The 23,908-nt window shown below is 60.8% G+C and carries 25 protein-coding genes and 1 pseudogene; 13 read left to right on the top strand and 13 right to left on the bottom strand.

The genetic code is table 11. From position 1 onward, the window contains the following. Nucleotides 1-39: 39 nt before the first annotated feature. Nucleotides 40-1,110: a LacI family DNA-binding transcriptional regulator gene (locus FHT79_RS00800; RefSeq protein ID WP_028756037.1), complete on the bottom strand. Its 1,071-nt coding sequence runs from the start codon at nt 1,108-1,110 to the stop codon at nt 40-42. Nucleotides 1,111-1,332: 222 nt separating this feature from the next. Here FHT79_RS00800 and FHT79_RS00795 point away from each other — a divergent pair, with 222 nt between their 5' ends. The 7 genes from FHT79_RS00795 (at nt 1,333) to ppk2 (ending at nt 9,335) form a co-directional block, all read left to right on the top strand. Next, entirely contained in the window at nt 1,333-2,286 is a 954-nt protein-coding gene (locus FHT79_RS00795) for a sugar phosphate isomerase/epimerase (RefSeq protein WP_028756038.1), read from the top strand. Between the two features lie 58 nt (nt 2,287-2,344). Beyond that, on the top strand, nt 2,345-3,577 hold the full coding sequence (locus FHT79_RS00790) for an ABC transporter substrate-binding protein (protein ID WP_028756036.1): 1,233 nt from the start codon (nt 2,345-2,347) through the stop codon (nt 3,575-3,577). Between the two features lie 102 nt (nt 3,578-3,679). Then, entirely contained in the window at nt 3,680-4,567 is an 888-nt protein-coding gene (locus tag FHT79_RS00785; RefSeq protein ID WP_028756035.1) for a sugar ABC transporter permease, read from the top strand. After that, complete coding sequence (locus tag FHT79_RS00780) at nt 4,567-5,451, top strand: carbohydrate ABC transporter permease (RefSeq protein ID WP_028756034.1); 885 nt, start codon at nt 4,567-4,569, stop codon at nt 5,449-5,451. Before FHT79_RS00785 ends, FHT79_RS00780 begins: the two co-directional genes overlap by 1 nt. 7 nt (nt 5,452-5,458) lie before the next feature. After that, complete coding sequence (locus FHT79_RS00775; protein ID WP_028756033.1) at nt 5,459-6,541, top strand: ATP-binding cassette domain-containing protein; 1,083 nt, start codon at nt 5,459-5,461, stop codon at nt 6,539-6,541. 84 nt (nt 6,542-6,625) lie between these two features. Then, nucleotides 6,626-8,278, top strand: a complete 1,653-nt coding sequence (locus FHT79_RS00770; protein WP_028756032.1) for a GMC family oxidoreductase — start codon at nt 6,626-6,628, stop codon at nt 8,276-8,278. A gap of 142 nt (nt 8,279-8,420) precedes the next feature. Then, nucleotides 8,421-9,335, top strand: coding sequence for a polyphosphate kinase 2 (gene ppk2, locus FHT79_RS00765; protein ID WP_028756039.1), 915 nt, complete (start codon nt 8,421-8,423; stop codon nt 9,333-9,335). A 95-nt stretch (nt 9,336-9,430) separates the two neighbouring features. On the opposite strand, the gene FHT79_RS00760 is transcribed toward ppk2, so the two are convergent. Beyond that, nucleotides 9,431-10,306, bottom strand: a complete 876-nt coding sequence (locus tag FHT79_RS00760; protein ID WP_028755954.1) for an aldo/keto reductase family oxidoreductase — start codon at nt 10,304-10,306, stop codon at nt 9,431-9,433. Nucleotides 10,307-10,402: 96 nt separating this feature from the next. Here FHT79_RS00760 and FHT79_RS00755 point away from each other — a divergent pair, with 96 nt between their 5' ends. Next, nucleotides 10,403-11,314 (top strand): LysR family transcriptional regulator, encoded by a 912-nt coding sequence (locus FHT79_RS00755; protein WP_028757537.1) that lies wholly within the window; start codon nt 10,403-10,405, stop codon nt 11,312-11,314. 30 nt (nt 11,315-11,344) lie between these two features. On the opposite strand, the gene FHT79_RS00750 is transcribed toward FHT79_RS00755, so the two are convergent. From FHT79_RS00750 to FHT79_RS00735, 4 genes are all read right to left on the bottom strand, one after another. After that, entirely contained in the window at nt 11,345-11,824 is a 480-nt protein-coding gene (locus tag FHT79_RS00750; RefSeq protein ID WP_028755952.1) for a pyridoxamine 5'-phosphate oxidase family protein, read from the bottom strand. A gap of 95 nt (nt 11,825-11,919) precedes the next feature. Further along, nucleotides 11,920-12,114, bottom strand: a complete 195-nt coding sequence (locus tag FHT79_RS00745; RefSeq protein WP_028755951.1) for a hypothetical protein — start codon at nt 12,112-12,114, stop codon at nt 11,920-11,922. Between the two features lie 52 nt (nt 12,115-12,166). Further along, the gene (rpsU, locus tag FHT79_RS00740) at nt 12,167-12,403 is read right to left on the bottom strand and encodes a 30S ribosomal protein S21 (RefSeq protein WP_028755950.1); all 237 of its coding nucleotides are present in this window, start codon (nt 12,401-12,403) and stop codon (nt 12,167-12,169) included. Nucleotides 12,404-12,441: 38 nt separating this feature from the next. Next, nucleotides 12,442-12,795 (bottom strand): hypothetical protein, encoded by a 354-nt coding sequence (locus tag FHT79_RS00735; protein WP_049812707.1) that lies wholly within the window; start codon nt 12,793-12,795, stop codon nt 12,442-12,444. Between the two features lie 247 nt (nt 12,796-13,042). Between FHT79_RS00735 and FHT79_RS00730 the strand changes: the two genes are divergently transcribed. From FHT79_RS00730 to FHT79_RS00720, 3 genes and pseudogenes are all read left to right on the top strand, one after another. Beyond that, nucleotides 13,043-13,759: an Ig-like domain-containing protein gene (locus tag FHT79_RS00730; protein ID WP_028755949.1), complete on the top strand. Its 717-nt coding sequence runs from the start codon at nt 13,043-13,045 to the stop codon at nt 13,757-13,759. Nucleotides 13,760-13,917: 158 nt separating this feature from the next. After that, entirely contained in the window at nt 13,918-14,106 is a 189-nt protein-coding gene (locus tag FHT79_RS00725) for a hypothetical protein (RefSeq protein WP_028757536.1), read from the top strand. A gap of 145 nt (nt 14,107-14,251) precedes the next feature. Further along, a pseudogene (locus tag FHT79_RS00720) lies at nt 14,252-14,415 on the top strand (ATP-binding protein); the annotation flags it as partial. Between the two features lie 72 nt (nt 14,416-14,487). On the opposite strand, the gene FHT79_RS00715 reads toward FHT79_RS00720, so the two are convergent. The 7 genes from FHT79_RS00715 to otsB all read right to left on the bottom strand — a co-directional run bounded on the left by FHT79_RS00715 (nt 14,488) and on the right by otsB (nt 21,445). Next, nucleotides 14,488-15,252, bottom strand: coding sequence for an SDR family NAD(P)-dependent oxidoreductase (locus FHT79_RS00715; RefSeq protein WP_028755947.1), 765 nt, complete (start codon nt 15,250-15,252; stop codon nt 14,488-14,490). A 35-nt stretch (nt 15,253-15,287) separates the two neighbouring features. Further along, entirely contained in the window at nt 15,288-16,016 is a 729-nt protein-coding gene (locus FHT79_RS00710) for an SDR family oxidoreductase (RefSeq protein ID WP_028755946.1), read from the bottom strand. Between the two features lie 128 nt (nt 16,017-16,144). Further along, a complete protein-coding gene (locus FHT79_RS00705) occupies nt 16,145-17,401 on the bottom strand; it encodes an ABC transporter permease (RefSeq protein WP_049810866.1) in 1,257 nt (418 codons plus the stop codon). After that, nucleotides 17,401-18,222: an ATP-binding cassette domain-containing protein gene (locus FHT79_RS00700; protein WP_028755944.1), complete on the bottom strand. Its 822-nt coding sequence runs from the start codon at nt 18,220-18,222 to the stop codon at nt 17,401-17,403. Before FHT79_RS00700 ends, FHT79_RS00705 begins: the two co-directional genes overlap by 1 nt. A gap of 68 nt (nt 18,223-18,290) precedes the next feature. Beyond that, the gene (locus FHT79_RS00695; protein ID WP_028757411.1) at nt 18,291-19,364 is read right to left on the bottom strand and encodes a sugar ABC transporter substrate-binding protein; all 1,074 of its coding nucleotides are present in this window, start codon (nt 19,362-19,364) and stop codon (nt 18,291-18,293) included. A gap of 217 nt (nt 19,365-19,581) precedes the next feature. Next, nucleotides 19,582-20,466 carry an AraC family transcriptional regulator gene (locus FHT79_RS00690; protein WP_028755942.1) on the bottom strand — a complete coding sequence of 295 codons (885 nt, stop codon included), beginning with the start codon at nt 20,464-20,466 and terminating at the stop codon, nt 19,582-19,584. 199 nt (nt 20,467-20,665) lie between these two features. Continuing rightward, a complete protein-coding gene (gene otsB, locus FHT79_RS00685) occupies nt 20,666-21,445 on the bottom strand; it encodes a trehalose-phosphatase (protein ID WP_028755941.1) in 780 nt (259 codons plus the stop codon). Nucleotides 21,446-21,569: 124 nt separating this feature from the next. Here otsB and FHT79_RS00680 point away from each other — a divergent pair, with 124 nt between their 5' ends. Together FHT79_RS00680 and FHT79_RS00675 are read left to right on the top strand one after the other, a co-directional pair. Continuing rightward, nucleotides 21,570-22,655 (top strand): ROK family protein, encoded by a 1,086-nt coding sequence (locus FHT79_RS00680; protein WP_028755940.1) that lies wholly within the window; start codon nt 21,570-21,572, stop codon nt 22,653-22,655. An 812-nt stretch (nt 22,656-23,467) separates the two neighbouring features. Then, nucleotides 23,468-23,644: a hypothetical protein gene (locus FHT79_RS00675; RefSeq protein WP_164735883.1), complete on the top strand. Its 177-nt coding sequence runs from the start codon at nt 23,468-23,470 to the stop codon at nt 23,642-23,644. Nucleotides 23,645-23,908 lie beyond the last annotated feature (264 nt).

The following is a 23,908-nucleotide window of genomic DNA, read 5'->3' as shown; positions in this document are numbered from 1 at the left end:
CGATAGGGCATCTCGCCAGCGAGGCCGGTTTCGTCATCATCAGCTCTTCGGGGCGGCGACGCTCTCCCGCAGGATAAGCCTGCTGCGGATGACGGTGCGGACCTCCGCCGTCTTTTGCCGCTGGTCAATGGCGTCGAGCAGCAGATCGACCGCCGCGCGTCCCATCTCTTCCACCGGCTGCTCGATCGTCGAGAGCGGCGGTGAGGAGAATTCGCAGACGGGCGAGCCGTCGAAGGAGACGACGGACAGATCATCGGGAATGCGCAAGCCCCCCCGCTGGATGCAGCTGACAAATGAGATGGCCATGTCGTCGCTGGTGGCGATCACCGCTGTCGGCTTCTCGGTCAGTTGCGCGAAATCGTCCGCTGCCTGCACTCCAATATCGAAGCCGTGTTGATAATCAAGATGACCACCCGAGCGGCGCACCAGCTCGTCGGACAGGCCAGCCGCCTCGAGCGCCTCGAGCACGCCGGCATAACGCTCGACATCGTGATAATTGCCTTCAGGCCCGGCGAGATAGAAGAACCGTCGATGGCCCAGCCGGATCAGTTCGGCCGTGACGTCGCGCACTGCCTCGCGGTCGTTGGTGACCACGCTCTGCAGGCCGGCATCGCTCATGTCGAGCAGCATCGACACGATCGGCAGGCCGGAATTCGCCAGCGAACGCCCGTCCACCTCTGGAAGCTTCGACGACAGGATGATGGCGCCGCGCACGCTGCCGCCGAATGCCAGGTCGAGAATATGCCGTTCGGAAATCTCGTCGCGATCGAGGTTGGCGATCATCAGGTTATAGCCGCCCTGGATCAGCGACTTGTTGATGCTCTGCAGCACCTGCGGAATGATCTGCGAGACGCCGTAATAGAGCGATCCCGGCAGGATGATCATGATGATGTTGGATTTGCCGACCCTGAGGCCGCGCGCCATCGCATTCGGGGTGTAGCCGAGTTGCCTGGCTGCGGCATTGATCTTGGCGCGCGTCTTCTCGTTGACCCGTCCGGGATTGGCGAGCGCCCGGCTGACCGTCGATATCGCCACACCGGCGAGCCTGGCAACATCGGCCATCAAAGCGCCCGATGGTTCCTCTCCGGCCACATCCTTGTTTTTGTTCATGTTTATTTCATTCTCCCGGATGCTTCGATTTGCAACTCTAGGACAGGCGACGGTTTTTAGCAAACGTTTGCCAAAAACCGCTTGCTTAAAAAACCGGCTTGGCTATTATCTAGTCATGGCAAACGATTGCCATTTCTTAATGCGTTGAAAATCCATGGCTTATTGGATGCGGAACTCTCCTTCCGCACGCGGGTAGGTCATGCCTCGAGAAATGGATAGGTTATGGCTTCTGGCGATAGGCTGCGCTTCGGCGTCGATCTCGTGACATTCTTCCATCCCGGCTTCTGGGGCGTCGACAGCCACGATGCGATCGTCGACCATGCACGCGCCGAGCCGCGGGCCTTCTGGGACAAGATCCTCGACAGTGTCCAGGCCTCCGGCGTTACCGGCGTCGAGCTGACCTTTTCTCCCTTCAACTGGCAGGACGCGATCAAGACCTATGGTTCCGTCGATGCTTTCGCAGCCGAGCTGTCAACACGCGGTCTGACGCTGTGCAGCGGTTTCTTTGCGGAACTTGAGGCGGCCGGCGACTTCGCCGAGCCCGCGGCCCAGCGCGCGCTGATCGACAAGGCGGAACGCTATGCCGACTTCCTGAAAGCCTGCGGCAGCGACATCATGGTGATCGGCGCGCCCTTACGCCAGACGCTCGGCGCCCAGCCGGTGCAGTTCCATGATTTCGACCGCGCCAAGGTGATCGCCGATTTTCTGAACCGGCTCGGCGCGACCCTCCATGCCAGGGGCGTACGGCTGGCGCTGCACACCGAGGCGCACTCGATCTTTGCCGCCGCGCGCGACGTCGATCTGATGATGCTTTTGACCGACCCGGCCTATGTGCACATGTGTCCGGACACCGCCCACATCATCGTTGCCGGCTCCGATCCCGTCCAACTCGTCGATCGCCATCACGAGCGCATGATCATCGCCCACTGGAAGGATGCGATCGGCCCGATGCCCGCCGACACGCCGATCGACAAGCATATCCATGAACGCCACCAGCCCTATTTCTGCAGCTTCGGCCTCGGACGGGTCGACTGGCCGGCCTGGATCCGGCTGCTGCGCGACCGGGCCTATGAAGGCTGGGCGATCCTCGAACTCGATGCCGCGCCGGATCCCGTCCGCGACATCGCCAACGGGCTCACGCTCGTCCGGCAGGCGCTCCTGCCGATCTATCGCTGACAACAATTCCGACGACAACAAACGCCCCGCAAAGAGGGCATTTTCAAGAGGTGGAACTATGAAGACCATGATGAAGCTTTTTCTTGCCGGCGTGGCATTCGCCGGTCTCATGACCTCGGCGCATGCCGAGGACAAGCCGACGATCGAGATCATGTCGTCCTGGACGTCGGGCGGCGAAGCGGCGGCCCTCAACGTCATCAAGACCGAGTTCGAAAAACGCGGCGGCGTCTGGAAGGATTCCTCGATCGCCGGCTTCGGCGCCGCCGATGCCGCCTTCCAGAACCGCATCGTCGCCGGTGACGCGCCCGGCGCCAAGCAGGGCGTCATCGGGCTGGCTGCCGCCGATTTCATCAACCAGGGCCTGTTCAATCCGATCGACGACGTGGCCGCCGGCGGCAAATGGGCCGACGCCCTGCCGAAATCGATCCATGATCTCATCTCCTATGACGGCAAGGTCTACCTTGCGCCGACCGGTGCCCATGGCGAAAGCTGGCTCTTTTATTCCAAGGAAGCCTTCGGCAAGGCCGGCATCGCGCAAGAGCCCAAGACTTGGGACGAGCTCTTTGCCGATCTCGACAAGCTGAAGGCTGCCGGTATGGTTCCGGTCGCCTGGGGCGGCCAGCCCTGGCAGCAGACCAAGGTCTTCAACATGATCCTGCTCTCGCAGGTCGGCATCGACGGATTCCTGAAGATCTATGTCGACAAGGACAAGAGCCCGGCATCGGTCGAGGGCGTGAAAAAGACACTTGCAGTCCTCGGTAAGCTGCGCGGCTATGTCGACGCGGGTGCCGCCGGCCGCAACTGGAACGATGCGACCGCCATGCTGATCACCGCCAAAGCCGGCGTGCAGTTCATGGGCGACTGGGCCAAAGGCGAATTCACCGTCGCCGGCAAGGAGCCGGGCAAGGACTACGGCTGCATGATCGTTCCGGAGTCGAAGGGCATGGTCTACATCGCCGACGCCCTCTGGTTCCCCAAAACAGGCAAGGCCGAAACCGACAAGGCCCAGAAACTGCTCGCCGAAGTCGTCATGGACCCGACCATCCAGGTCGAATTTGCTCTCAAGAAGGGCTCGGTTCCGATGCGCGCCGACGTCGACAAGTCGAAGCTGGACGCCTGCGCCCAGAAGGGCGTCGAGCTGATGAGCGCCGGCGCCATCGTGCCGGATCAGGCGATCGTGCTGACGCCCCAGCAGGTCGGTGCGCTCGACGATTTCGTCGACGAATATTGGAGCGGCGGCTCGAACGATGCAGGCGCTGCGGCCGAAAACTTCTTCGCCATCTTCGAGTAGGATAGTGACTGTGGCGTCGGTCTGACCCGACGCCACAGCTGCCGGGCGCCGCCTCGCGCGGCGGCGCCAGCCCTGCTTTCCATTCCGTCAACGAGCTGGCCGATGTCCGTCAAACGCAAGCCCAATCTTTCCGCCACCATCGCGCTGCTGCCGACATGGTTCGTTGCGGTCGTGGTCTTCATCGGCACCATGGCCTGGTCGATCCGGCTGTCCTTTACCAATTCGACGCTCTTTCCGTCCTCGAGCTATGTCGGCTTCGCCCAATATTCGAAGCTCTTCTCTTCCGCCAAATGGCTGGCATCGCTGCAAAACGTGTTGATCTTCGGCGTCCTTTACGTCGCAGGCTGTCTGCTGCTCGGCTTCCTGCTGGCCGCAGCACTGGACCGCAAGATCCGTTTCGAAAGCGCCTTCAGGACCATATTCCTCTATCCCTACGCCATGTCCTTCGTGGTGACGGGACTGATCTGGCAATGGATGCTCAATCCGACGCTCGGCATCCAGGCAAGCGTGCGCTCGCTCGGCTGGGAAAGCTTCGTCCTCGACTGGGTGGTCAACCGCGACATGGCGATCTATGCGCTGGTGCTTGCCGGCGTCTGGCAGGGCGCGGGGCTGGTCATGGTCATTGCGCTCGCCGGCATGCGCGGCATCGAGGCCGAGCAGTGGAAGGCGGCGCGGATCGACGGCATTCCCGTCTGGCGGATCTATGTCTCGATCATCCTGCCGCAGCTCGGGCCGGCGCTGGCCGCCGCCGGCATGCTGCTCGCCATGGGCGTGATCAAGACCTATGACATAGTCGTCGCCATGACCAATGGCGGCCCCGGCAATGCGACCGAGGTGCCTGCGAAATTCATCATGGACAATCTGTTCGGACGCCAGAACCTCGGCCTCGCCACAGCCGGCGCGACGGTGCTTGTCCTCGGCGTGATCATCGCCGTCGCCCCATTCCGCTACATCATGCACATGCGCGACAAAGCGAAGGGAGCCGCGTGATGGCCGATCCTCATCCGAACGGGCCGAAACCGGCACGGATCACCGCCGGGCGCATCGGCCTCTATGCCTTCCTCGTCGTCGCCGCACTGTTCTTCCTTCTGCCGCTCTATACCATGGTCGTCACCTCCTTGAAGTCCATGGACGAAATCCGGCTCGGGCAGATCTTTTCCCTGCCGGCGACGCTCGATTTCTCTGCCTGGATGACCGCCTGGTCGGGCGCCTGCATGGGAACCGTCTGCGTCGGCATTCGCAGCGGCTTCTGGAATTCGGTGGCGATCACCCTTCCCTCGGTCGCGCTCTCGGTCTTCATCGGCGCCGTCAACGGTTATGCGCTGTCGCTTTGGCGGCCGCGCGGGGCAAACCTGCTCTTCGGTCTGCTGATGGCCGGCGGCCTCATCCCCTACCAGATCTTCCTCTATCCGATGGTCCGGGCGATGGCGAATATCGATCTCTACAATTCGCTGGCGGGTATCATCCTCGTGCATGTCATCTTCGGCCTGCCGTTGGTGACGCTGCTCTTCCGCAACTATTTCGTCAGCGTGCCGGAAGAGCTCTGCAAGGCGGCGCGCGTCGACGGCGCGGGCTTCTGGCGCATCTTTTTCGAGATCATGCTGCCGATTGCCGTACCGATGGTCGTCGTGGTCTCCATGCTGCAGTTCACCGGCATCTGGAACGACTTCCTGCTCGGTCTCGTCTTTGCCGGGCGCGACAACCTGCCGATGACCGTGCAGCTCAACAATATCGTCAACACCACGATGGGCGAGCGCACCTACAACGTGAACATGGCGGCGACCATCCTCACCGCCATTGTTCCGCTCGCCATCTATTTCCTGTCCGGCCGCTGGTTCGTGCGCGGCATCGCGGCCGGCGCCGTCAAGGGGTAACGCTTCCATGCAATCTGCCGTCTCCGTCAAGGATCTGAAGATCGCCTATGGCGACCATACGGTGATCGAGAAGATGTCGATCGACATCGCGCCACGAGAGTTCCTGGTGCTGCTCGGCCCTTCCGGCTGCGGCAAGTCCACGCTTCTGAACGCCATTGCCGGCCTTCAGGAGATTACATCAGGTGAGGTCTGGATCTCCGGCAAGAACGTCAGCTGGGAGGAGCCGAAGGATCGCGGCATCGGCATGGTCTTCCAGTCCTACGCGCTCTATCCCCGCATGTCGGTGCGCAAAAACCTCTCCTTCGGACTTCGCGTCGCCGGCCTGCCGAAATCCGAGATCGAGGCGCGTGTTGCCCGCACCGCCGCCCTTCTCCACCTCGACAAGCTGCTCGACCGGCGCCCGGCCGCGCTTTCGGGCGGCCAGCGCCAGCGCGTCGCCATCGGCCGGGCGCTGGTGCGCGAAGTCGATGTTTTCCTGTTCGACGAACCGCTGTCGAACCTCGACGCCAAACTGCGCAACGAATTGCGCGTCGAAATCAAGAAGCTGCATCAGCGCCTCGGCAATACGATGATCTATGTCACCCATGACCAGGTCGAGGCCCTGACGCTTGCCGACCGCATCGCCATCATGCGCGATGGCGTGATCCAGCAGCTCGCCTCCCCGGCCGAGATCTACCGCCGCCCGGCCAATCTGTTCGTTGCCGGTTTCATCGGCGCTCCGGCGATGAATTTTATCGAGGGCCGGATCGAGCGCAGCGTCGGGGCGCCGGTCTTCCGGGGTAACGGGCTGACCATCGATCTTTCCGGTTATTCTTTCCGTGCCGTTGCGGCGGACGGCCCGGCTACACTCGGCTTTCGCCCGGAACACCTTGTGCTCGATGGGTTCACCAGTGGCCTGCCCACCATTCCCGGCCGCGTTTCTGTGGTCGAGCCGATGGGCCCGGATGCTGTTGTCTGGTTCGACTGGGCAGACCAAAGCCTCTCGCTCCGGCTGATGGGCGACGTGACCCTTGAGCCCGGTGATGCTCTGGCTCCCGGGCTCGATATCGCCAAGGCGTCCCTCTTCGGCGCCGATGGATCGCGGCTGTGATGTGCCGTCCCTTTGTTTTCCCGCAATTCCGGGCGCGTTTCGCGCCGTTTTGAGGATTGCCTCCAGGACAGGATTTGAAAAGACATGGCTGAGATCGTCTATGATGCGCTGGTGATCGGCTCCGGCGCCGCGGGTTCATTTGCGGTCAAAGAACTGACGGCCCAAGGACTGTCGGTGCTGCTGCTCGAGGCCGGTCCCGCCGTCGGGCCGAAGGATTTCGATCCCGCCCGCAAGAAGGCGCCGGCAAGCAGCATCAATATCTGGGAGCGCGCGCGCGCCACTCTCAAGGGCCAGCCGATCCAGGCGCGTGCGGCGTTTTTCACCGAGCGTTTCAGCCATTTCTTCGTCAACGACCGCAAGAACCCCTATACGACGCCGAAGGGCGCGCCCTTCCTGTGGATCCGCGGCCGCCAGGGCGGCGGGCGCCTCCACAGTTTCGGCCGGGTGCTGCTGCGCTGGACCGACGACGATTTCAAGCTCCGCTCGCGCACGGGAAAGGGCATCGACTGGCCGGTCTCCTATGAAGAGCTGACGCCTTTCTACGACGAGGTTGAGGGCTATCTCGGGCTCTACGGCAACAAGGACAATGTGGCGACACTGCCGGACGGCGTCTATGCGAAGCCGGCCAGCCTGACGCCGGCCGAACAGACCTTTAAGCAGGCGGTGGAAAGCCGCTGGCCGGAGCGGAACGTCGTCTCCTGGCGTTATATCGCGCCCGATGCCGACCGCATGCCGCGACCGCTGCGCGAAGCAAAGGCGACCGGCCAGCTGAGCGTCCGCTACGACGCCGTCGTTCGTCGCATCACCACGGATGAGAAGACGGGCCGCGCCACCGGCGCGGAGTTCATCGATCGCAATACGGGCGAAGTATCGACCGCGCGGGCTGCGATGGTTGTGCTTTCGGCCTCGCCGATAGAGAGCGTGCGATTGCTGTTGAATTCGGCTTCGGCGAAACATCCGGGCGGGCTTGGCAACGGTTCGGGCGCCCTCGGCCGCTATTTCATGGATCAGCTTCCGTGTCTCGCGTTCGGCTCCTTTTCGAAGGCCAAGGGTTGGGCGACGGACGAGTCCGCGCCGACCGACCCGTTCTACAATCCGTCGGGCGGGATCTTCATTCCCCGCTTCGGCGAGGGCGACGCCGCCCGCGGCGATTTCGACTACCAGGGAAGCGTCGGCCGGGCGCCGGTCTCCGCGGACGCAGATGCGCGTCTCGCCTTCTTTGGTTTCGGCCGAATGCTGCCCTATGCCGACAATCGCATCACGCTCGACGCCAAGCGCAGGGATGCCTGGAACATTCCCGTGCCGCATATCCGCTGCGTCATGCAGGAGGAGGAGCAGGCGCTGCTCAAAAGGCAGGAAGAAACGCTGATTGCCATGATCAAGGAGGTCGGCGGCGACCTCGAATTCATTGGTTCGCCCACCGGCCTCAAGGAGATGGGCAAAGGCGCCTTTCCCGAAGCCGATGCCTTCAGCCGTTTCATGTTCCGCACATGGTTCCGCAAGACCATGTGCATGGGCGCGGCCATTCATGAGACGGGCGGCGCGCGCATGGGCGAAACCCCGGAGGCTTCGGTGCTCAATCCCTACAACCAGGTGTGGGATGCGCCGAACCTGATCGTCACCGATGCCAGCGCCTTTCCCGGCAGCGGCATCGCCGGCACGACGCTCACCGTCATGGCCCTGACGATCCGCGCCTGCCGGAACCTTGTCGACCAGTACCGAGCAGGGCAGCTGTAGACGCACTGATCCCACTCGGCACCTGTTTCTGTCGAGTGCGTGGAACGAGAGAGGCAAGTAGCCGTTTTGGTCTTCGCGAAGTGGTCGTCACACAAACTTCGCACTGACATGCTCCTGTCAAAAGAAGCAAAAGGAAAAGGCCATGTCGCAATCACATCAGGACCAGCTCAACCGGATCAAGGCCGAAATCGCCGACAGCTTCGATGAGGAGCTGGAAATGCAGATGGAGGAAGACCGGCTGGACGATCTGGTCGCCAAAGGAATGTCGGAACCGGCGGAGCAGACGCTCGAGCGAAAGATCTACTTCCGGGAGCTTTTCCGGCTTCAGCATGAACTGGTGCGGCTGCAGGACTGGGTTCAGCATAAGAAGCTGAAAGTGGTGGTACTGTTTGAAGGTCGGGATTCGGCCGGCAAGGGAGGCGCGATCAAGCGCGTGACCCAGCGGCTTAATCCTCGCGTATGCCGGACGGTCGCGCTGCCCGCCCCGACCGAGCGGGAGCGGCATCAATGGTATTTCCAGCGTTATGTCCCGCATCTTCCGACAGCCGGTGAAATGGTGCTCTTCGACCGAAGCTGGTACAATCGCGCCGGTGTCGAGCGCGTCATGGGGTTCTGCACCCCTGATGAACTCGAGGAATTCTTCCGCTCGGTGCCTGAATTCGAGCGGATGCTGGTCCGTTCCGGGATCGTGCTGATCAAGTACTGGTTTTCGATCACCGACGAAGAGCAGGAATTCCGCTTCAAGATGCGCATCCACGATCCGCTGAAGCAGTGGAAGCTCTCGCCGATGGATATGGAGAGCCGTGTCCATTGGGAGGAATATACCAAGGCCAAGGAAGAGATGCTGGCGCGCACGCACACCAAGGATGCACCCTGGTGGGTGGTGCAGGCCGTGGATAAGAAACGGGCGCGGTTGAACTGCATCGCCCATCTTCTCGAGCAGATCCCTTACGAGGATGTTCCGAAACCGGAGATCCAGTTGCCGGACCGCATCCGTCACGCCGATTACAATAGGGCGCCGGTTCCGGCTGAAATGCTCGTGCCGGAGCGCTATTGAAGTGGGACCGCAATCGGCGGCCCAGAATTGTGCCGCTACGCCATGCAATAGCGTGGCGTAGCGATCGGGGATCAGCTGCGATCTTGCGATAACCGTCAGGCGGCGATATCAGCCATGCGGTTCAATTCCCAGACGGCGTCATCCGGCAGTGCGAGGCTGGCGGTGGCGAGGTTCTCCCTGAGATGGCCGACGGACGAGGTGCCCGGGATCAGCAGGATGTTTTCCGCGCGACGCAGCAGCCAGGCGAGCGCCACCTGCATGGGCGTGGCATCAAGGCGGGCGGCGACATCGGACAGGGTGGACGACTGCAGCGGGGTGAACCCGCCGAGCGGGAAGAACGGCACGTAGGCGGTGCCTTCGCGGGCGAGATCGTCGATCAGCTCGTCGTCGGCCCGATACGCCAGATTGTATTGGTTCTGCACGCAGACGATCTCGGTGATCCGGCGGCCCTCGGCGATCTGCCTCGATGTGGCGTTGCTCAGCCCGACGTGACGAACCAGACCTTGCCGCTGCAGGTCGGCGAGGACCGTCAGCGGTGCTTCGATCGACCCTTCGGCTGGGCCGTGCACGTCGAACATGATCCTGAGATTGACGACATCAAGCACATCGAGGCCGAGATTGCGGAGATTGTCGTGGACTGCCTGCGTCAGTTCCTCCCGCGAGAAGGCCGGAATCCATGATCCGTCCGTGCCGCGGCGGGCGCCGATCTTGGTGACGATGACGAGATCGTCGCGATAGGGATGGAGCGCTTCACGGATGATCTGGTTGGTGACGTGCGGGCCGTAGAAGTCGCTGGTGTCGATGTGATTGACGCCGCTTTCCACCGCCTCGCGCAGCACGGCCAGGGCCGCGCCATGATTCCTGGGCGGGCCGAACACGCCGGGGCCGGCAAGCTGCATGGCGCCGTAGCCGAGCCGCTTCACGCTGCGACCGCCGAGATTGAAACTGCCGGCCTGATCGATAATGGACATGGTCTCACTCCTTTCAAGAGATGACACCAAGATAGGCGCTGTCGACGCGTGGGATAATCAGGTACAAACCGCACGGGTTGTGCGGAGTGGCGAACAATGAAAGTCGACCTGGGTGATCTGAATGCGTTCGTTGCCGTGGCGCGGGCCGGCGGTTTTCGCGAGGGCGCGCGCGCCAGCGGCGGCAGCGCCTCCTTCCTCAGCGAAGCGGTGCGACGCCTGGAGGCCGAGCTCGGTGTTCGGCTGCTCAACCGCACGACGCGCAGCGTCGTCCCCACCGAAGCGGGCAAGGGTCTATTGGATCGGCTGGGCCCTGCCTTGAGCGAGGTGGAGTCTGCCCTCGACGTGGTCAACGGATTTCGGGACAGGCCGGCTGGTGCGTTGCGCCTCAACGTGCCGGTCAGCGCGGCGCGGCTGGTGCTGCCGGCCATCATTCCACCGTTCCTCGCCGCCTATCCCGACATTCGGCTGGAAGTCGTTGCAGAGGAGAGCTTCGTCGACGTGCTGGCTGCCGGCTGCGATGCAGGCATCCGTTATGACGAGCGGCTGGAGCAGGATATGATCGCAGTGCCGATCGGGCCACGCATCCAGCGTTTTGCCACTGCGGCTTCGCCCGACTACCTCGATCGCCGTGGCCGGCCGCAACACCCTCGCGAGTTGCTCGGCCATGCCTGTCTGCTGGGTCGTTTTGCCAGCGGTGCGCTGACGTCCCCATGGGAATTCGAGCGAGACGACGAGGTGGTACGGGTCGAACCGACCGGACCATTGATCGTGAGGGTCGGCGGGGCAATGGATCTTGCCGTCGACGCCGCAATATCGGGCACGGGGATCATCTCCGTTTTCGAGGACTGGCTGCGCCCGCATCTTGACAGCGGTGCGCTCGAACCCATCCTCGAACCGTGGTGGCAGAGCTTTTCCGGGCCGTTCCTCTATTATCCCGGTCGGCGCCTGGTGCCCGCACCGCTGCGGGCCTTCATCGACTTCGTCAAGGCATCGGCAAACCAGGCCTAAGGCCCGTCGTCTGCAAAACGTATCTCAGCGTCAGAGTTTGACCTCGGCATTGTCGCCCATATCGGGTTTGCTGTTCGAGACCGCGGCGGCCGCCATCTTGATATAGCTGATGATGGTGCCCGGGCTGTCCCAATATTCTGCCGAAGAAGGGGTAATCTTGAGGATGCGGATGGAGGGGTCAGCAGGATTGTCCCACCACGCCTTTGCCGGCGTCGCCCATAATTCCCTGATCTTGTCGCGGTCGTTCTGCACTTCGGCTGTGCCTGACACGGAAACATATTTTTGTCCCTTGGTGTCGGCAAAGGCCAGGCACACATTTGGCCAGCGAACGATCTCATCGTCCTTGTGGCTGCTGACATCCGTCAGAAAATAGATCGCGTTCTCGATTTGCGCGGTATAGGCGGACATCGGGCGGGCTCTGAGATCGTCGCTGCTGCGCGTTGTCAGCATGCAAAACCCGATCTTGTCGATCAGCTCCCATACCCGCATCGCATCGTCATGCTCGGCCATCATCATCTCCATCTGTCAAGGAGACGGAGTAACCATCTGCCGCGACCGATGTTCCGCGCCGGCAGCCACGCTCTGATAGCCACTGCGCCCGCGCCTCAATGGACGCTTGGGGTTTTCATGACCATTGCGAAGTCTTCCGCGACCAGTTCGCTGACGGCGATGAGGATTTCTTCACGGGAAAAGCCCGATGTCAAAGCACTCTGGATCAGATCCTGCAGATCCGGCTCCACGACATCGCGGCAATCCTCGAGGCGTTCTTCCGAAACGGTGAGGCTATTGAGTTCGTCCATTGTCTGTTCCTTTCAGGGAATGTAACCGCCGAAACCCGGTCGGAATGGGTCGCTAACGGGCGGCCACCGCCCGTTTTGGCGCGGCGATCAGACCTTCACGCTGCATCTTCTTGCGTGCGGCCTTGCGGTGCCGGCTGATCGCCTGCGCCTTTTCCCTGACACGCCGTTCGGACGGCTTCTCATAAGCGCGCCGTTCCTTCATTTCACGAAACAGCCCTTCGCGCTGCATTTTCTTTTTCAAGACCCTGAGTGCTTGATCGACATTATTGTCTCTGACGAGTACCTGCATTTCGAGTTCTCCTTGTTTGGATGGTGCGCCAATCGCGCTCAGCCGAGCTGCTCGGCGATCAAAGCCTGCAATTCACGGCGGGTGAGCAGGCAGGGAGACGGCTTCCAAGTCTTGGCAGCGCTACGGACAGCTTCGTCATCCTCACGCGGGCTCGCCGCCGCAACGGCGGTGGCTGTATGTATGTCGTTCAAAATGAAATCCTTCGTCGGCCGTGGCCGCGTCATCGATTGTTTGTGGGATTGCGCATCACCTGGCCCTAGGCGCACCGATGCATAAAGCGCCTCAATCAGGCCAGAAGCGGGCTTCGATTTTGCTTGGATCGGGCACATCCGCAACATAGGTATCGGCGGCTGCGATTGCAACGGATGGCCCAGATAGCACGACGTCGGCATCGCCAGTCGCCTTCAGATATACTTCATACGATTTTATTCAAGTTATCCGGGTGTAGTTCGGGCCGAAATTTCTAAGATTCGGCTCGAATGTGACATTATTTCGCCGGAATGGAAGCAACGTGGAGACCATCAGCCAAATTAACCTTCCGTTAAATAGGCCATTGACTTGTAGTATTAATAGGTTGTTAAAGGAGCGGCTCGCAGAGGTCGAAATTGACCCGATGATAAACAATTTTAGGAGAGAGCGATGGCTTCGCCGATACACGCAACTGATGATAGTGCAACTTTTCTTGAAACTGACGTAATTTCCGGAAATCTTCTTTCCAACGATTCATCCGATAACGGCCACTTGTTCCTGCGTGCCTTCGACGGCGCGAGCGTTGGCGCCAAGAGCGGCAACAGCCAGGTCACCGAGATCCAGGGCGACTACGGCACCTTCTTCGTCAAGCCGGACGGCAGCTACACCTATGTCCTGAGCGACGCTGCCAAGATCGGCTTCGCCAATGGTGAATCCTACCAGGAGAAGGTTTCCTACAAGATCTCCGACGGCAGCGGTCATACCGACGTCGGTCTGTTCACCCTGAACATCCAGGGCGTCACTCAGGTCAAGCCGATCGCGGTCGACGATACTTTCCACTTCACCGAAGGCAGCGCCATCGCTGGTAACGTTCTGGACAACGACATTGCCGGCGATAACGGCAAGATGTTCCTCCGCCAGTTCCTGAGCACCAAGGTCGATGCCAATAATGACGCCGTTACCGACGTCGCCGGCACGTATGGCACGTTCCATGTCAAGTCGAACGGCGAATTCACCTACGAACTGACGAGCGATCTGAATGCGGGCCAGACCTACACGGAAGTTCTGCGCTACTACAAGATCTCCGACGGCGAAGGCCACACGGACACCGCCAAGGTGACGCTCAACATCACCGGCACGGATTTTGATTCTTCCCATATCGCTTGAGCGACAACGGTAGATCAGTAAGACACGACGCCCGCCGCGCAATTGGCGGGCGTTTTCATTTCCGCTTGTCAGAAGGTCTGCAAAACGGCATAGTTCTTTTTAGCTAGTTCTTATAAACGCCGGAGAGCGGTAGGCTCGATGTATCGGAGGATACGCCGTTGACCGAACATATCGAACCCAGCCAAATCGAAACGGACGATCTGACCAAAGTCTGGTCCGTTACCGAGTTCTGCGCGCGACACCGTATAGACGCCGAGCAACAAGCGCTGTTGCTCAAACTTTTTGGGCCGTTCGCGACCGCCTGCGAACTGCTTCACAATGCCAAACGTGCGCCAAGGTTCCGATGAGGCGTCCTGGCATTTTTCAACGATCCGCTCACAAATCTCGGCAAGCCAGTCAACTGATTGGGTGATGTTCGCTGCGTCCCCTTGCCGAAAACGCTTTTCGGTACGGCGCCAGCCTGTTGGAACTCAGCGTCGGCCAGCGACCGAACAGCCGTTCTTCTCCACCCGCCGCGAGCAGGGCGGCACGGTATGGGTCTCGGCATCGTCCGCGCCATGCTGAGCTCCCATGGCGGTACGATCCGGCCGCTGCAGACGACCGGCGACGGCGCCGAGTTTGAAATCACCATCCCGGTTCAGTTCTCAAAGGGCTGAGGAGAGATTGCTGAATTGCGCCTCAGACGTGGGCGGCACCGAACCGAGCTCCCCGACCCCGAGGCCTGCGTCTCACCGCGTTGTATAACCGCCGTCGATGACAAGCACTTCGCCGGTGACATAACTTGCCGCGGCCGAGCAGAGAAACAGTGCAGCGCCGGCCACCTCCTCAGGCTGCCCGACGCGTCCCATGGGGGTCATGCTGCGCCAGGTCGGGAACCAGTCGGGATTGTCGATGCCGCCGCGTGACAGATCGGTCTCGATATAGCCGGGTGCGATGGCGTTGACGCGGATGTTTTCGGCGGCAACCTCGCTGGCGATGCTCTTGGTCATCATGTGGACGGCCGCCTTGGAGGTGTTATAGGCGACCTGGTTTTGCGGAATATTGGACACGATGCCCGACATCGAACCGATATTGAGGATCACGCCACCGCGCTGGCGTCGCATGGGGGCGAGCGCGGCGCGGCAGGCGCGGAAGACGGCGTCGAGGTTGATGGTCATGATCTCGCGCCAGATGGCATCGGAGAATTCGCCGCTGTCGCCGTGAATGGCGATGCCGGCATTGTTGACGAGGATGTCGAGCCGGCCCGCGCGCGAAAGGGTTTCGGTGACGAGCTCGTCGGCAGCACTTTCCTTCCTCAGATCGGCGGCGATGAAATCGCATTCGACGCCGGCCTTGGAGAGCCGATCTTCCGCCGCCGCATTGCGGGCCCGGCCCGTAATGATGACTTTGGCGCCCGCCTCGCCGAGCGCCTCGGCGATGGCAAGCCCGATGCCGCGCGTGCCGCCGGTCACCAGCGCCACCTGTCCGTTCAGGCGAAATCTGTCGAAGATCATGTTCGGTTCCTCTTACGTGGGCGTTCGCACTTTCGTCAGATGTCGGCGCTCTGCGGCAGGATGACGAGATCGCGGATGGTGATGTTGCGTGGGCGCGTCAGCATGAAGAGCACCGCTTCGGCCACTTCGTTCGCTTCCATCAGGCCGCCTGCGGCGAGCGCCTCATCCAGCTTCTCCTGCGGCCAATCACTGAGAAGAGCGGTGACCACGGGGCCTGGAGCGACGGCGCCGACGCGCAATCCATGTTTGGCCACCTGCCGCCTCAACGTATGGACGAATGCCTGGACCGCGTGTTTGGACGCGGTGTAAATCGGCTCCCAGACGACAGGGATCATGCCAGCAACGGAACTCGTCAGGATGATATCCCCGGTCTTGCGCTCGACCATATGCGGCAGAACGGCATGCACCGAACGGAAGGCAGCATTGACGTTCAGATTGAGCATCCGATCCCAGGCATCAGGATCGCCACCCAGCACCTCACCGCCGATATAGGAGCCTGCATTGGCGTGGAAGATATCCAGCTGGCCGGCTCTTTCCAGGATCTGCGGCATCATCCGTTCGACGCTTTTCGGATCGGTGAGTTCGATGACCAGTGGAATGGCATTGGCGCCCAGTTTCGAGCAAATTTCCCGCAACGCTTCCTCATTGCGGTCGACCAGCACGACCCGAGCGCCCGCGGCAAGCAAAGCCTTGGCGCATTCAAGTCCGATACCCGACGCCGCCCCGGTGACGGCCGCGACTTTTCCAGACAGATCCTGTCCCATTTTCTTCCTCTGTTTTCCCAGTTGGTGAGAGCATTTCCGTTCTTCTTCGAATCACGGAAGCGCTCTATCTCTTTGTCTTCACGCAATTCCGGACGGCAAAACCGCTGCGCGCTTTTGCTGAAATTGCTCTAAGCTCGGCCGTGCGAGATCCGCGATCGGCGTGCCAGCGAGTCGACAATGACGGCGACGGCAAGGACAGCACCGGTGATCATGTATCGAAGCGACGACGACAGATCGAGAAGCGTCAGCCCGCTGGCGATCGACTGGATGACGATGATGCCGAGAAGGGCTGAGTAGGCACTGCCGCGCCCACCGAACAGGCTCGTGCCGCCGATGACGGCTGCCGCAATGGCGTTGAGATTGACGTCGCCGGTGCCGGCCTGCTGGCTTGCCGTCGCCAGCCGTGCGGCCGACAGCACGCCGCCGGCTGCCGCCAGCAGCGCGCACATGACGAAGGCGCTCGTATAGATGCGCGAGACGTTGATGCCGGAGCGGCGGGCCGCTTCCCTGTTGCCGCCGACGGCATGCATGGAGCGCCCCCATTTCGTGCGCGTCAGCGCATAGTTCATTGCGGCGACGAGTCCGACGAAAAGGCCGAACATCCACGGAATGCCGCGCGACTGGTTGAGATAGAATGCGACGGCTTCCAGGGCGAGCGTGATGATGACGGCGCGCAGCAGCAGCCCGCCGGTCGATTTTGCCGACAGGCCGGCTGCCCGCCGGCGTGTCGCCGTACGGTAGCCGGAAAAGAAAAAGGCAATGCCGGCAAGTAACACCAGCGCATAGGCGATCGGATCCGGCATGACCATGATCTGGCCGAAACTGACGAGCCAGGAACCGTAGGGGAGATTGATCGAACCGGTCGCTCCCAGGATATAGAGCTGGAGGCCGAGAACCGCGAGTAGCCCGGACAGGGTGGACACGAAACTCGGCATGCCGAAGCGGTTGAAGACAAACGCGTAAAGCGAGCCGATGAGGGCGCCGACAATCATGGCGGCGAGGATTGCCAGGACCACTGGCCAACCCTGGTTGACCCAGAAGACGCCGACCAGCGCCGAGGCGAAGCCGCTGACGGAGCCGACGGAGAGGTCGATCTCACCCACCATCAGGATGCAGACGATACCGAGCGAGATGACCCCGACCGTCGAGCAGTCGAACAGCATGTTGACGAGGTTGCTGCTGGAGAGAAACACCGGATTGAGCGCCTGGAACACCGTCCAGATGATCGCCAGGCCGACAATGACCGGCAGGGAACCGAGATCGCCGGAGCGGATGCGATCCCAAAAGGCCTGGATCGAGCCTCCCAGACTGTCATCGTGGCGCACTCTCTCGTCACGCCGGTCGAGCAGCGCCGGCGCCGCCGGGTCATTCTGGATGGTCTTCATTATGGCCTGCCCTCCTCGTTCTCTCGGCTTTGCGCCTGGCGGCGCGACGCGCGGCGGGAGACGGAATTGTTGGCGGCGCCGGTGATGGCGCTGACCAGCTGTTCGTTGGACGCGTCGGGCGGCATGGTGCCATTGTTGCGGCCGAGACGAAGGACGACGATGCGATCGGCAACGGCGCGCACATCCTCCATATTGTGGCTGATCATGATGACGGCGAGGCCGCGTTCCCGCACGCGCTCGATGAGGTCAAGCACTTCGGCGGTCTGAGCAACGCCAAGCGCTGCTGTGGGTTCATCGAGCATGATCAGTTTCGGCTCAAGCAGCAACGATCGGGCGATCGCCACGGTCTGGCGCTGCCCTCCGGAGAGTGAGGCGACCGGCTCGCGCACACTTGGAATGCGAGCCGAAAGCTCGTTCAAGAGCTGCCAGGCGCGGATCTCCATGGCGACCTCATCGAGCTGAAACGGACTGAGTTCCTTGCCGAGAAAGATATTGGCGACGACGTCGAGATTTTCGCAAAGTGCCAAATCCTGGAATACCGTTGCAATGCCGAGCCCGAGAGCAGCACTTGGGCTCGGCAGGTTCACCGGTTTGCCCTCGAACAGGATCGTGCCCGAGCTTGGCTGGTGCACACCGGCCAGGATCTTGACCAATGTCGACTTGCCGGCGCCGTTGTCGCCAACCAGCGCCACAACCTCGCCGGCATGCACGTCGAGTTCGATATCGGTGAGCGCCGACACAGCCCCGAAGTTCTTCGATATTCCGCGCAGGCTGAGGACAGGCTGACGGTAGGGGTGAAGGGTATGGGAGGTTTCAGACATCGCCTGGCCTTTCAGGAAAGCGAAGCGGGAAGCACAGCCGGCGAACCGGTCGCGCTTCCCGTTGCGGATTACTTCGTGATGCCGAGCTTCTTGCAGCCGTCAGCATAGCGGCCGGTGCACAGCTCCTCGGCGGTGTTGATCTTCTTGTCGATGATCTCAGCCTTGAGGTTTTCGGCAGTGACGACCGCAGGGACGAAAAGTTGCGCCGGCGTGTCGTACAGCGTCATTTCGGCCTTCGGCGTTTCTCCGGCCAGGAGCTTCACGGCGACGTCGGCAGCGGCAGCGGCAACGATTTCGCTCGGCTTGGAGATCGTATTGTACTGATCCCCTGAGATGATCAGCTGTAGTGCCGCGATCGTCGCGTCATTGCCGGTCACCGGCGGCACGGGATCGACGCCCGCTGCCTTGAAAGCTGCAATTGCGCCGCCGCCGGTACCGTCATTGGCGGCGACCACGCCAACGATCTGCTTGCCGAAACGGGTGATCTGGCCGGCTGCCCATTGCTGCGCATTCGAGGGCTGCCAGTTGGGTGTGTCGAATTCGGCAAGCGTCTTATATCCGCCGCTCGCCAGCCCCTCGTGAATGCCGTCCTTGATCAGCCCGGCAGCCGCATCGGTCGGCGAACCGTTGATCTGCAGGATGCCACCGCCATCGGTCGGCACATTCTGAGCCTTGAGATGCTGAACGAGCGATTCCGCAATTGCCTTGCCGATCGCTTTGTTGTCGAAGGAGACGTAGAAATCGGCCTTGCCTTTTGGAATCGGACGGTCATAGGCAATGACCTTCACGCCCTGGCTCTGTGCGAGCTGGACGAGCGATGCGGCCGCTGCCGAATCCACCGGGTCGAGCACGATGACCTTGGCGCCTTGGGTGATCGCCGAATTGAACTGTTGCTGCTGTTTTGCGATATCGGCATCGGCGTTCTGATAAAGAACCTTGCATGACGCGCAAAGCTTCTTCATCTCCGCGACGAAACCCGGATGGTCGTGCTCCTCATAGCGGGTCGAGCCCTGGTCGGGCATGAGGAATGCAACTGTCGCATCCGAAACGGCTGCTTGCGCAAAGGCGGAAGTACCGCCCAGCAAGGACAGAACGAAGACCGCGGCGCCTGCCGACTTTGTCGAGAATTTCATCATTTCCATCTCCTCCCATTGGTAAAATTGTGTAGGTTCGCGATTGCACTGTTCTGCTCTGGCCGTTCGGCTGAATGAACGGTCGCGCCTGTCCCTGCGGTTTGACGTTTTGAGGACAAGCATCTCCGATCGCGAGCGCGCTCATCGCGCGCCCACGTTCAAGTCAGTGTCAGTTTTGGTTCCTCCTCTTTGTCCTCCCTCGGGCTGTGCCCTTTCGACTCCTCCTCTAGGCCGCCTTTGCCACGTTGATATTGTCACCCAGCAATCGCCGGAAACGAGAAGGCGTCATGCCTTTTTCCGCGAGAAACTGCCGGTTGAAGTTGGACAGATTGTTGAAGCCGACCTCGAAGCAGATATCGGTGATCGATGCATGGTCATCGCTCATCAAAATCTGGCAGGCAAGATTGATGCGCAGGCGTTTCACATACTGTACCAGCGACATGCCGGTATGGCGTCGGAAGGCGCGCGAAAAGGCGCCTGTCGACTGATCGGCAATCGCTGCGAGATCGGCTTCGTCGAAGGACTTCGTCAGATTTTCCCTGATATAGGCGAGCGCCTTGTTGATGCCGGCCGACATGTATCCCGATGGATCGGGCAGATAGCTCGGGCTGGCGAGAAGTTGGGAATCCTGCGCCCGGCTGAGCAGGCCGACGATCATCATGAACAGTTCGATGCGACGCACGCCGTGCGCCTGCTGCACCTCGTTCATCAGGGGAGCAACCTCGCGGCTGGTGTCGGCTCCGAAGAGCACGCCGCGGCGGGAGGCTTCGAGAACCGCATCGAAGGGACCGAGTTCGGCGAACACCTTCATCGTGTCGCTGATGAAATTCTCGCTAAACTGGATGAGCTGGCAGCGAAGCGGAATACTCGATCCTTTCGGGACATCGCTGATCCAGTTGTGAGGAAGGTTAGGCCCCGCCAGCACGAGATTGCCAGGCTCGAACTCGCCGATGAAATCGCCGACGAAATACCGTCCTGTCGTCGCCACGACCAGATGAAGTTCGTATTCGGGGTGAAAATGCCAGCGAACCGTATGGTAGGGATAGCCGTGCGCCTTCGTTGCGAAAGATTCGCCCGGCCTGATCTGAATGACTTCCAAGTCAGGTTCCATTGTTTCCTCCTCCGAGGACGGCTCCACGCCAGCCCGCCAAATTCCCTTTTTGGCTTTATTGTTAAGGGGAGTGTAGTGGTCTCGTTTCACGCCCGCCACCACGATTCCCAGTCAAAACCGATACTTTTTTGACAATTGACGCTGCGGAGCGGACGGAAAGACGGCAACAATCCGCATGCATATCGTCCGAGGACGCAGTTCAGGCTGCCAAGGCGGCAATGACGTTTCTGACCAGTGCAGAGGAGGACAGCCGGCTCGTGGCGCAGCTCGGGGTGCCGATCGCGCCGACACGCACGGAAACGCCGCCGCGGGCATTGGCGATCGCAAACATCGACTCGTCGGTCAGGTCATCGCCGATCGTAATCGGGCAGCGGTTCCTGAAGGGATCGGACTGGAAAAATCGCTCCAGTGCATCGCCCTTGCTCGACCGTGCCGGCCGCAATTCAAATACCCTCTTGCCGAGTTGCAATGCCCAGTTCGGTCCGGCGAGCTCGGCATAGTATTGCATGCGGTCTTCAAGCACCTTTTCATATTCGGGTGCGAGACGGTAATGGGCGGCAACGGCCGCGCCCTTGTCTTCGATCAAGACACCGGGATAGTGCTCGGCTTCCGCGGTCAGCGCATGTTTCAGTGCCTGAAACTCAGGTGTCGCCTCGACCGTCTGCATGCCGGTGGCGCTTCTGATCTCGGCACCGTGCAGGCCGGCTGTCGGAAATTCAAAGGGTTTGAACAGCTCGTCGGCATAAGAAAGTGATCGTCCGGTGACCAGCGCCAGGGCACCGCCGAGCTTGTTCGACAGGCGATGAAGTTGTCCGGGAAGCGCTTCTGGGACCTCGATCGCATCCGGTGTGGGCGCAAGATTGAGCAGCGTCCCGTCGATATCGAGAAACATCGCCCAATGGTCCGGCTCTTCCAAGACCAGTGAAAGCATTTCCTGGGTAGCGGTGTCGTCCTGCACGGTATTCTCCAAACTCTGCAATGATTGAAGCTAGGTCGCCGGCCAACAAGGACAAGGTGGCTTTTCAGACTCCGGAACATCCTGAGGCTAGTCCGCGTTGTATCTCGCCGCCCGTTCGAGCACTCGCGCCGTAGAAGGTACATTGATGGCCAAAAGCAGTTCTGATCCCCGTGATGAGGTCAACGCCCCGCTGGCACATGGCGCTTTAAATCTGCCATTGGTGACGATCGACGACTACAACAACGAACTGCGTGACAAGGATGGTTTCGTTGGCGACAACGCCAACAAGAAGACTTTCCAACAGAAGCTCGACGACTGGAGAAAGCGCATCCGCAAGGTCGGAGATGACCCGATCGGCAAGACCGCGACGGCGAAGCTTTCCAAGAAGAAGATCGATGCCTTTCTGAAAGGCGACGATATGGAGGCGGCGGCATTGGTCATGGGGGCGGTGGAGGACTTTTCCCAGGACTTTGCCGACGTGATCGGAAAGTTCCTCAAAGACAAGCGCTGGGGCAGGACGGAACGCATCGTCGTCGGCGGTGGCTTCCGGCAGAGCCGTTTTGGCGAGCTGGCGATCGCCAGGACCATGGTTCTTCTCAAGGTGGCGGGCATTGATGTCGAGGTGGTGCCGATCGTTCACCATCCCGATGAGGCCGGACTGATCGGCGCGGTTCACCTGATGCCGCCGTGGATTTTCAAAGGCCACGAGGCGATGCTCGCCGTCGACATCGGCGGGACAAATGTTCGCGCCGGCGTCGTTAAATTCGGAAAGAACGACGTACCGAATTTTAAAGATGCGAGCGTCTGGGAATCAGCCATCTGGCGCCACGCCGACGACGAGCCAAGCCGTACCGCAACCATCGAGAGATTGGCCGCGATGTTGCAGGATCTGATTGGCAAGGCTGAGAAAGCCAATCTCAAACCCGCGCCCATCATCGGGATCGCATGCCCCGGAATCATCAAAGCCGATGGCTCCATCGAACGCGGCGGACAGAACCTGCCGGGCGGAAACTGGGAGAGCGACAGCTTCAACCTTCCCGGCGCGCTGATGAAGGCCATTCCCGAGATCGGCGACGACAGCACATTCGTGATGATGCACAACGATGCCGTCGTGCAGGGATTGTCGCAGATCCCTTATATGAACGACGTGTCGAGATGGGCCGTGCTGACCATCGGTACAGGTTTGGGCAACGCGCATTTTACCAATCGCGAGGCAACGAAGGCGCGATAGGCTCACCCCCTTCCTCACGTAGCACCAAATGACAAAGGCGCGCGGATGGGCGGCGATGCGGGCTTGGCGGTGATCGGGGGCGTTATGGTAAACATGCGGTAAACAAAGAAGAATTCCGTATACGGAAGCAAACTCATCAATCAGTTCCTCTAGGAAGGATCGTGGTTTTGCGGAGCGTATAGGTGGGGGACTGGCTCGGGAGCTGAACGATACTGCGTGAACCCGCTGGCCTGCCGATCATATCGGCTGATGCCTGATTCGCCTAGCGCGCTATTGCGATCTTCGACGTGGAGGCCGCGTCGTCCCGGCATGATTACAGCTATGACCCCGTTCTGACGCCGGCACAGGACTAGGACTGTGATCGCTTGGCCATTGACAGGATCCTGACGCAACCGAAGCCCCACCCCTCTGATACCAGCTGCTCGCCGACTTAGATTGGGGCGGAGAAGACCAAGGCCGAATGTCCCCTCACCCCGATAGGCTGCGCAGCAAAGCGCTTCTGCAGGAAGACCTCCACCGCGATGAAGCACGATCAGCGGCAGTGCCGGCTCGCCCTTGCTATCAAAGATGGGCCGCCTTCCTTTCACGCCCGGCCTGTGTCTGCGAGGCTCCTTTCCAACTTGGTAAGCAGAGTGATCCGAAATCCCCATCGTGGCCGCCGGTCGCTGCATTTTTAAACCACCTGAAAGATGGAGGCCCTCCCCTTCCCGGCCCCAGGAAAAGATGGTGATAACGCTGCCTGGCGGTTATCGGCGGGTTCGAATTACGCTTATCTCTGCGGCTTCACGCAATCTATGACGAAGGATGTGTCAATGAACTTCAAGGGAATAAGCGCTCCGCTCAATGCGGGCCGTCTCGAACAAATGCTGGCCCTTGCAGCGTCACGCCGCGATGCCGAAACCCAGGACGCAAATGACAAGCCTTCCGGCAATGAACCCGTCCGCGGGCTGGAAGCCGAAAACCTGTACCGTTCGTCCGCCTACAAATGAGAAATCGAACAACCTGATCGGTCTATGCCAGGCGTCCGAAGGTGCGCTTGGATGGAGCGCTAGCGACGCTGAGTCGTATCGATTATGTGCCGCGATACTTTGAGGCTGGCTTTCATCGACCCGGAGCAGGCCGTCGTTGTCAGCTGACAATGGTGCTAAGATTCCGGAATTCCACATGATTTTTTTGCAGAATCCATTTTATAATAGATTGGCCATCCAAGAAACCGCTTGACGGAATCAGCAGACTCACGATCATTTGCGCAA

Origin of the sequence: Rhizobium sp. BK212, from assembly GCF_014197475.1 — a bacterium.
In the GTDB taxonomy this organism is placed as follows: Bacteria; Pseudomonadota; Alphaproteobacteria; order Rhizobiales; family Rhizobiaceae; genus Rhizobium; species Rhizobium anhuiense.
The sequence above is the reverse complement of the archived record's forward strand: the minus strand, read 5'-3'. Positions and strand labels throughout refer to the sequence as shown.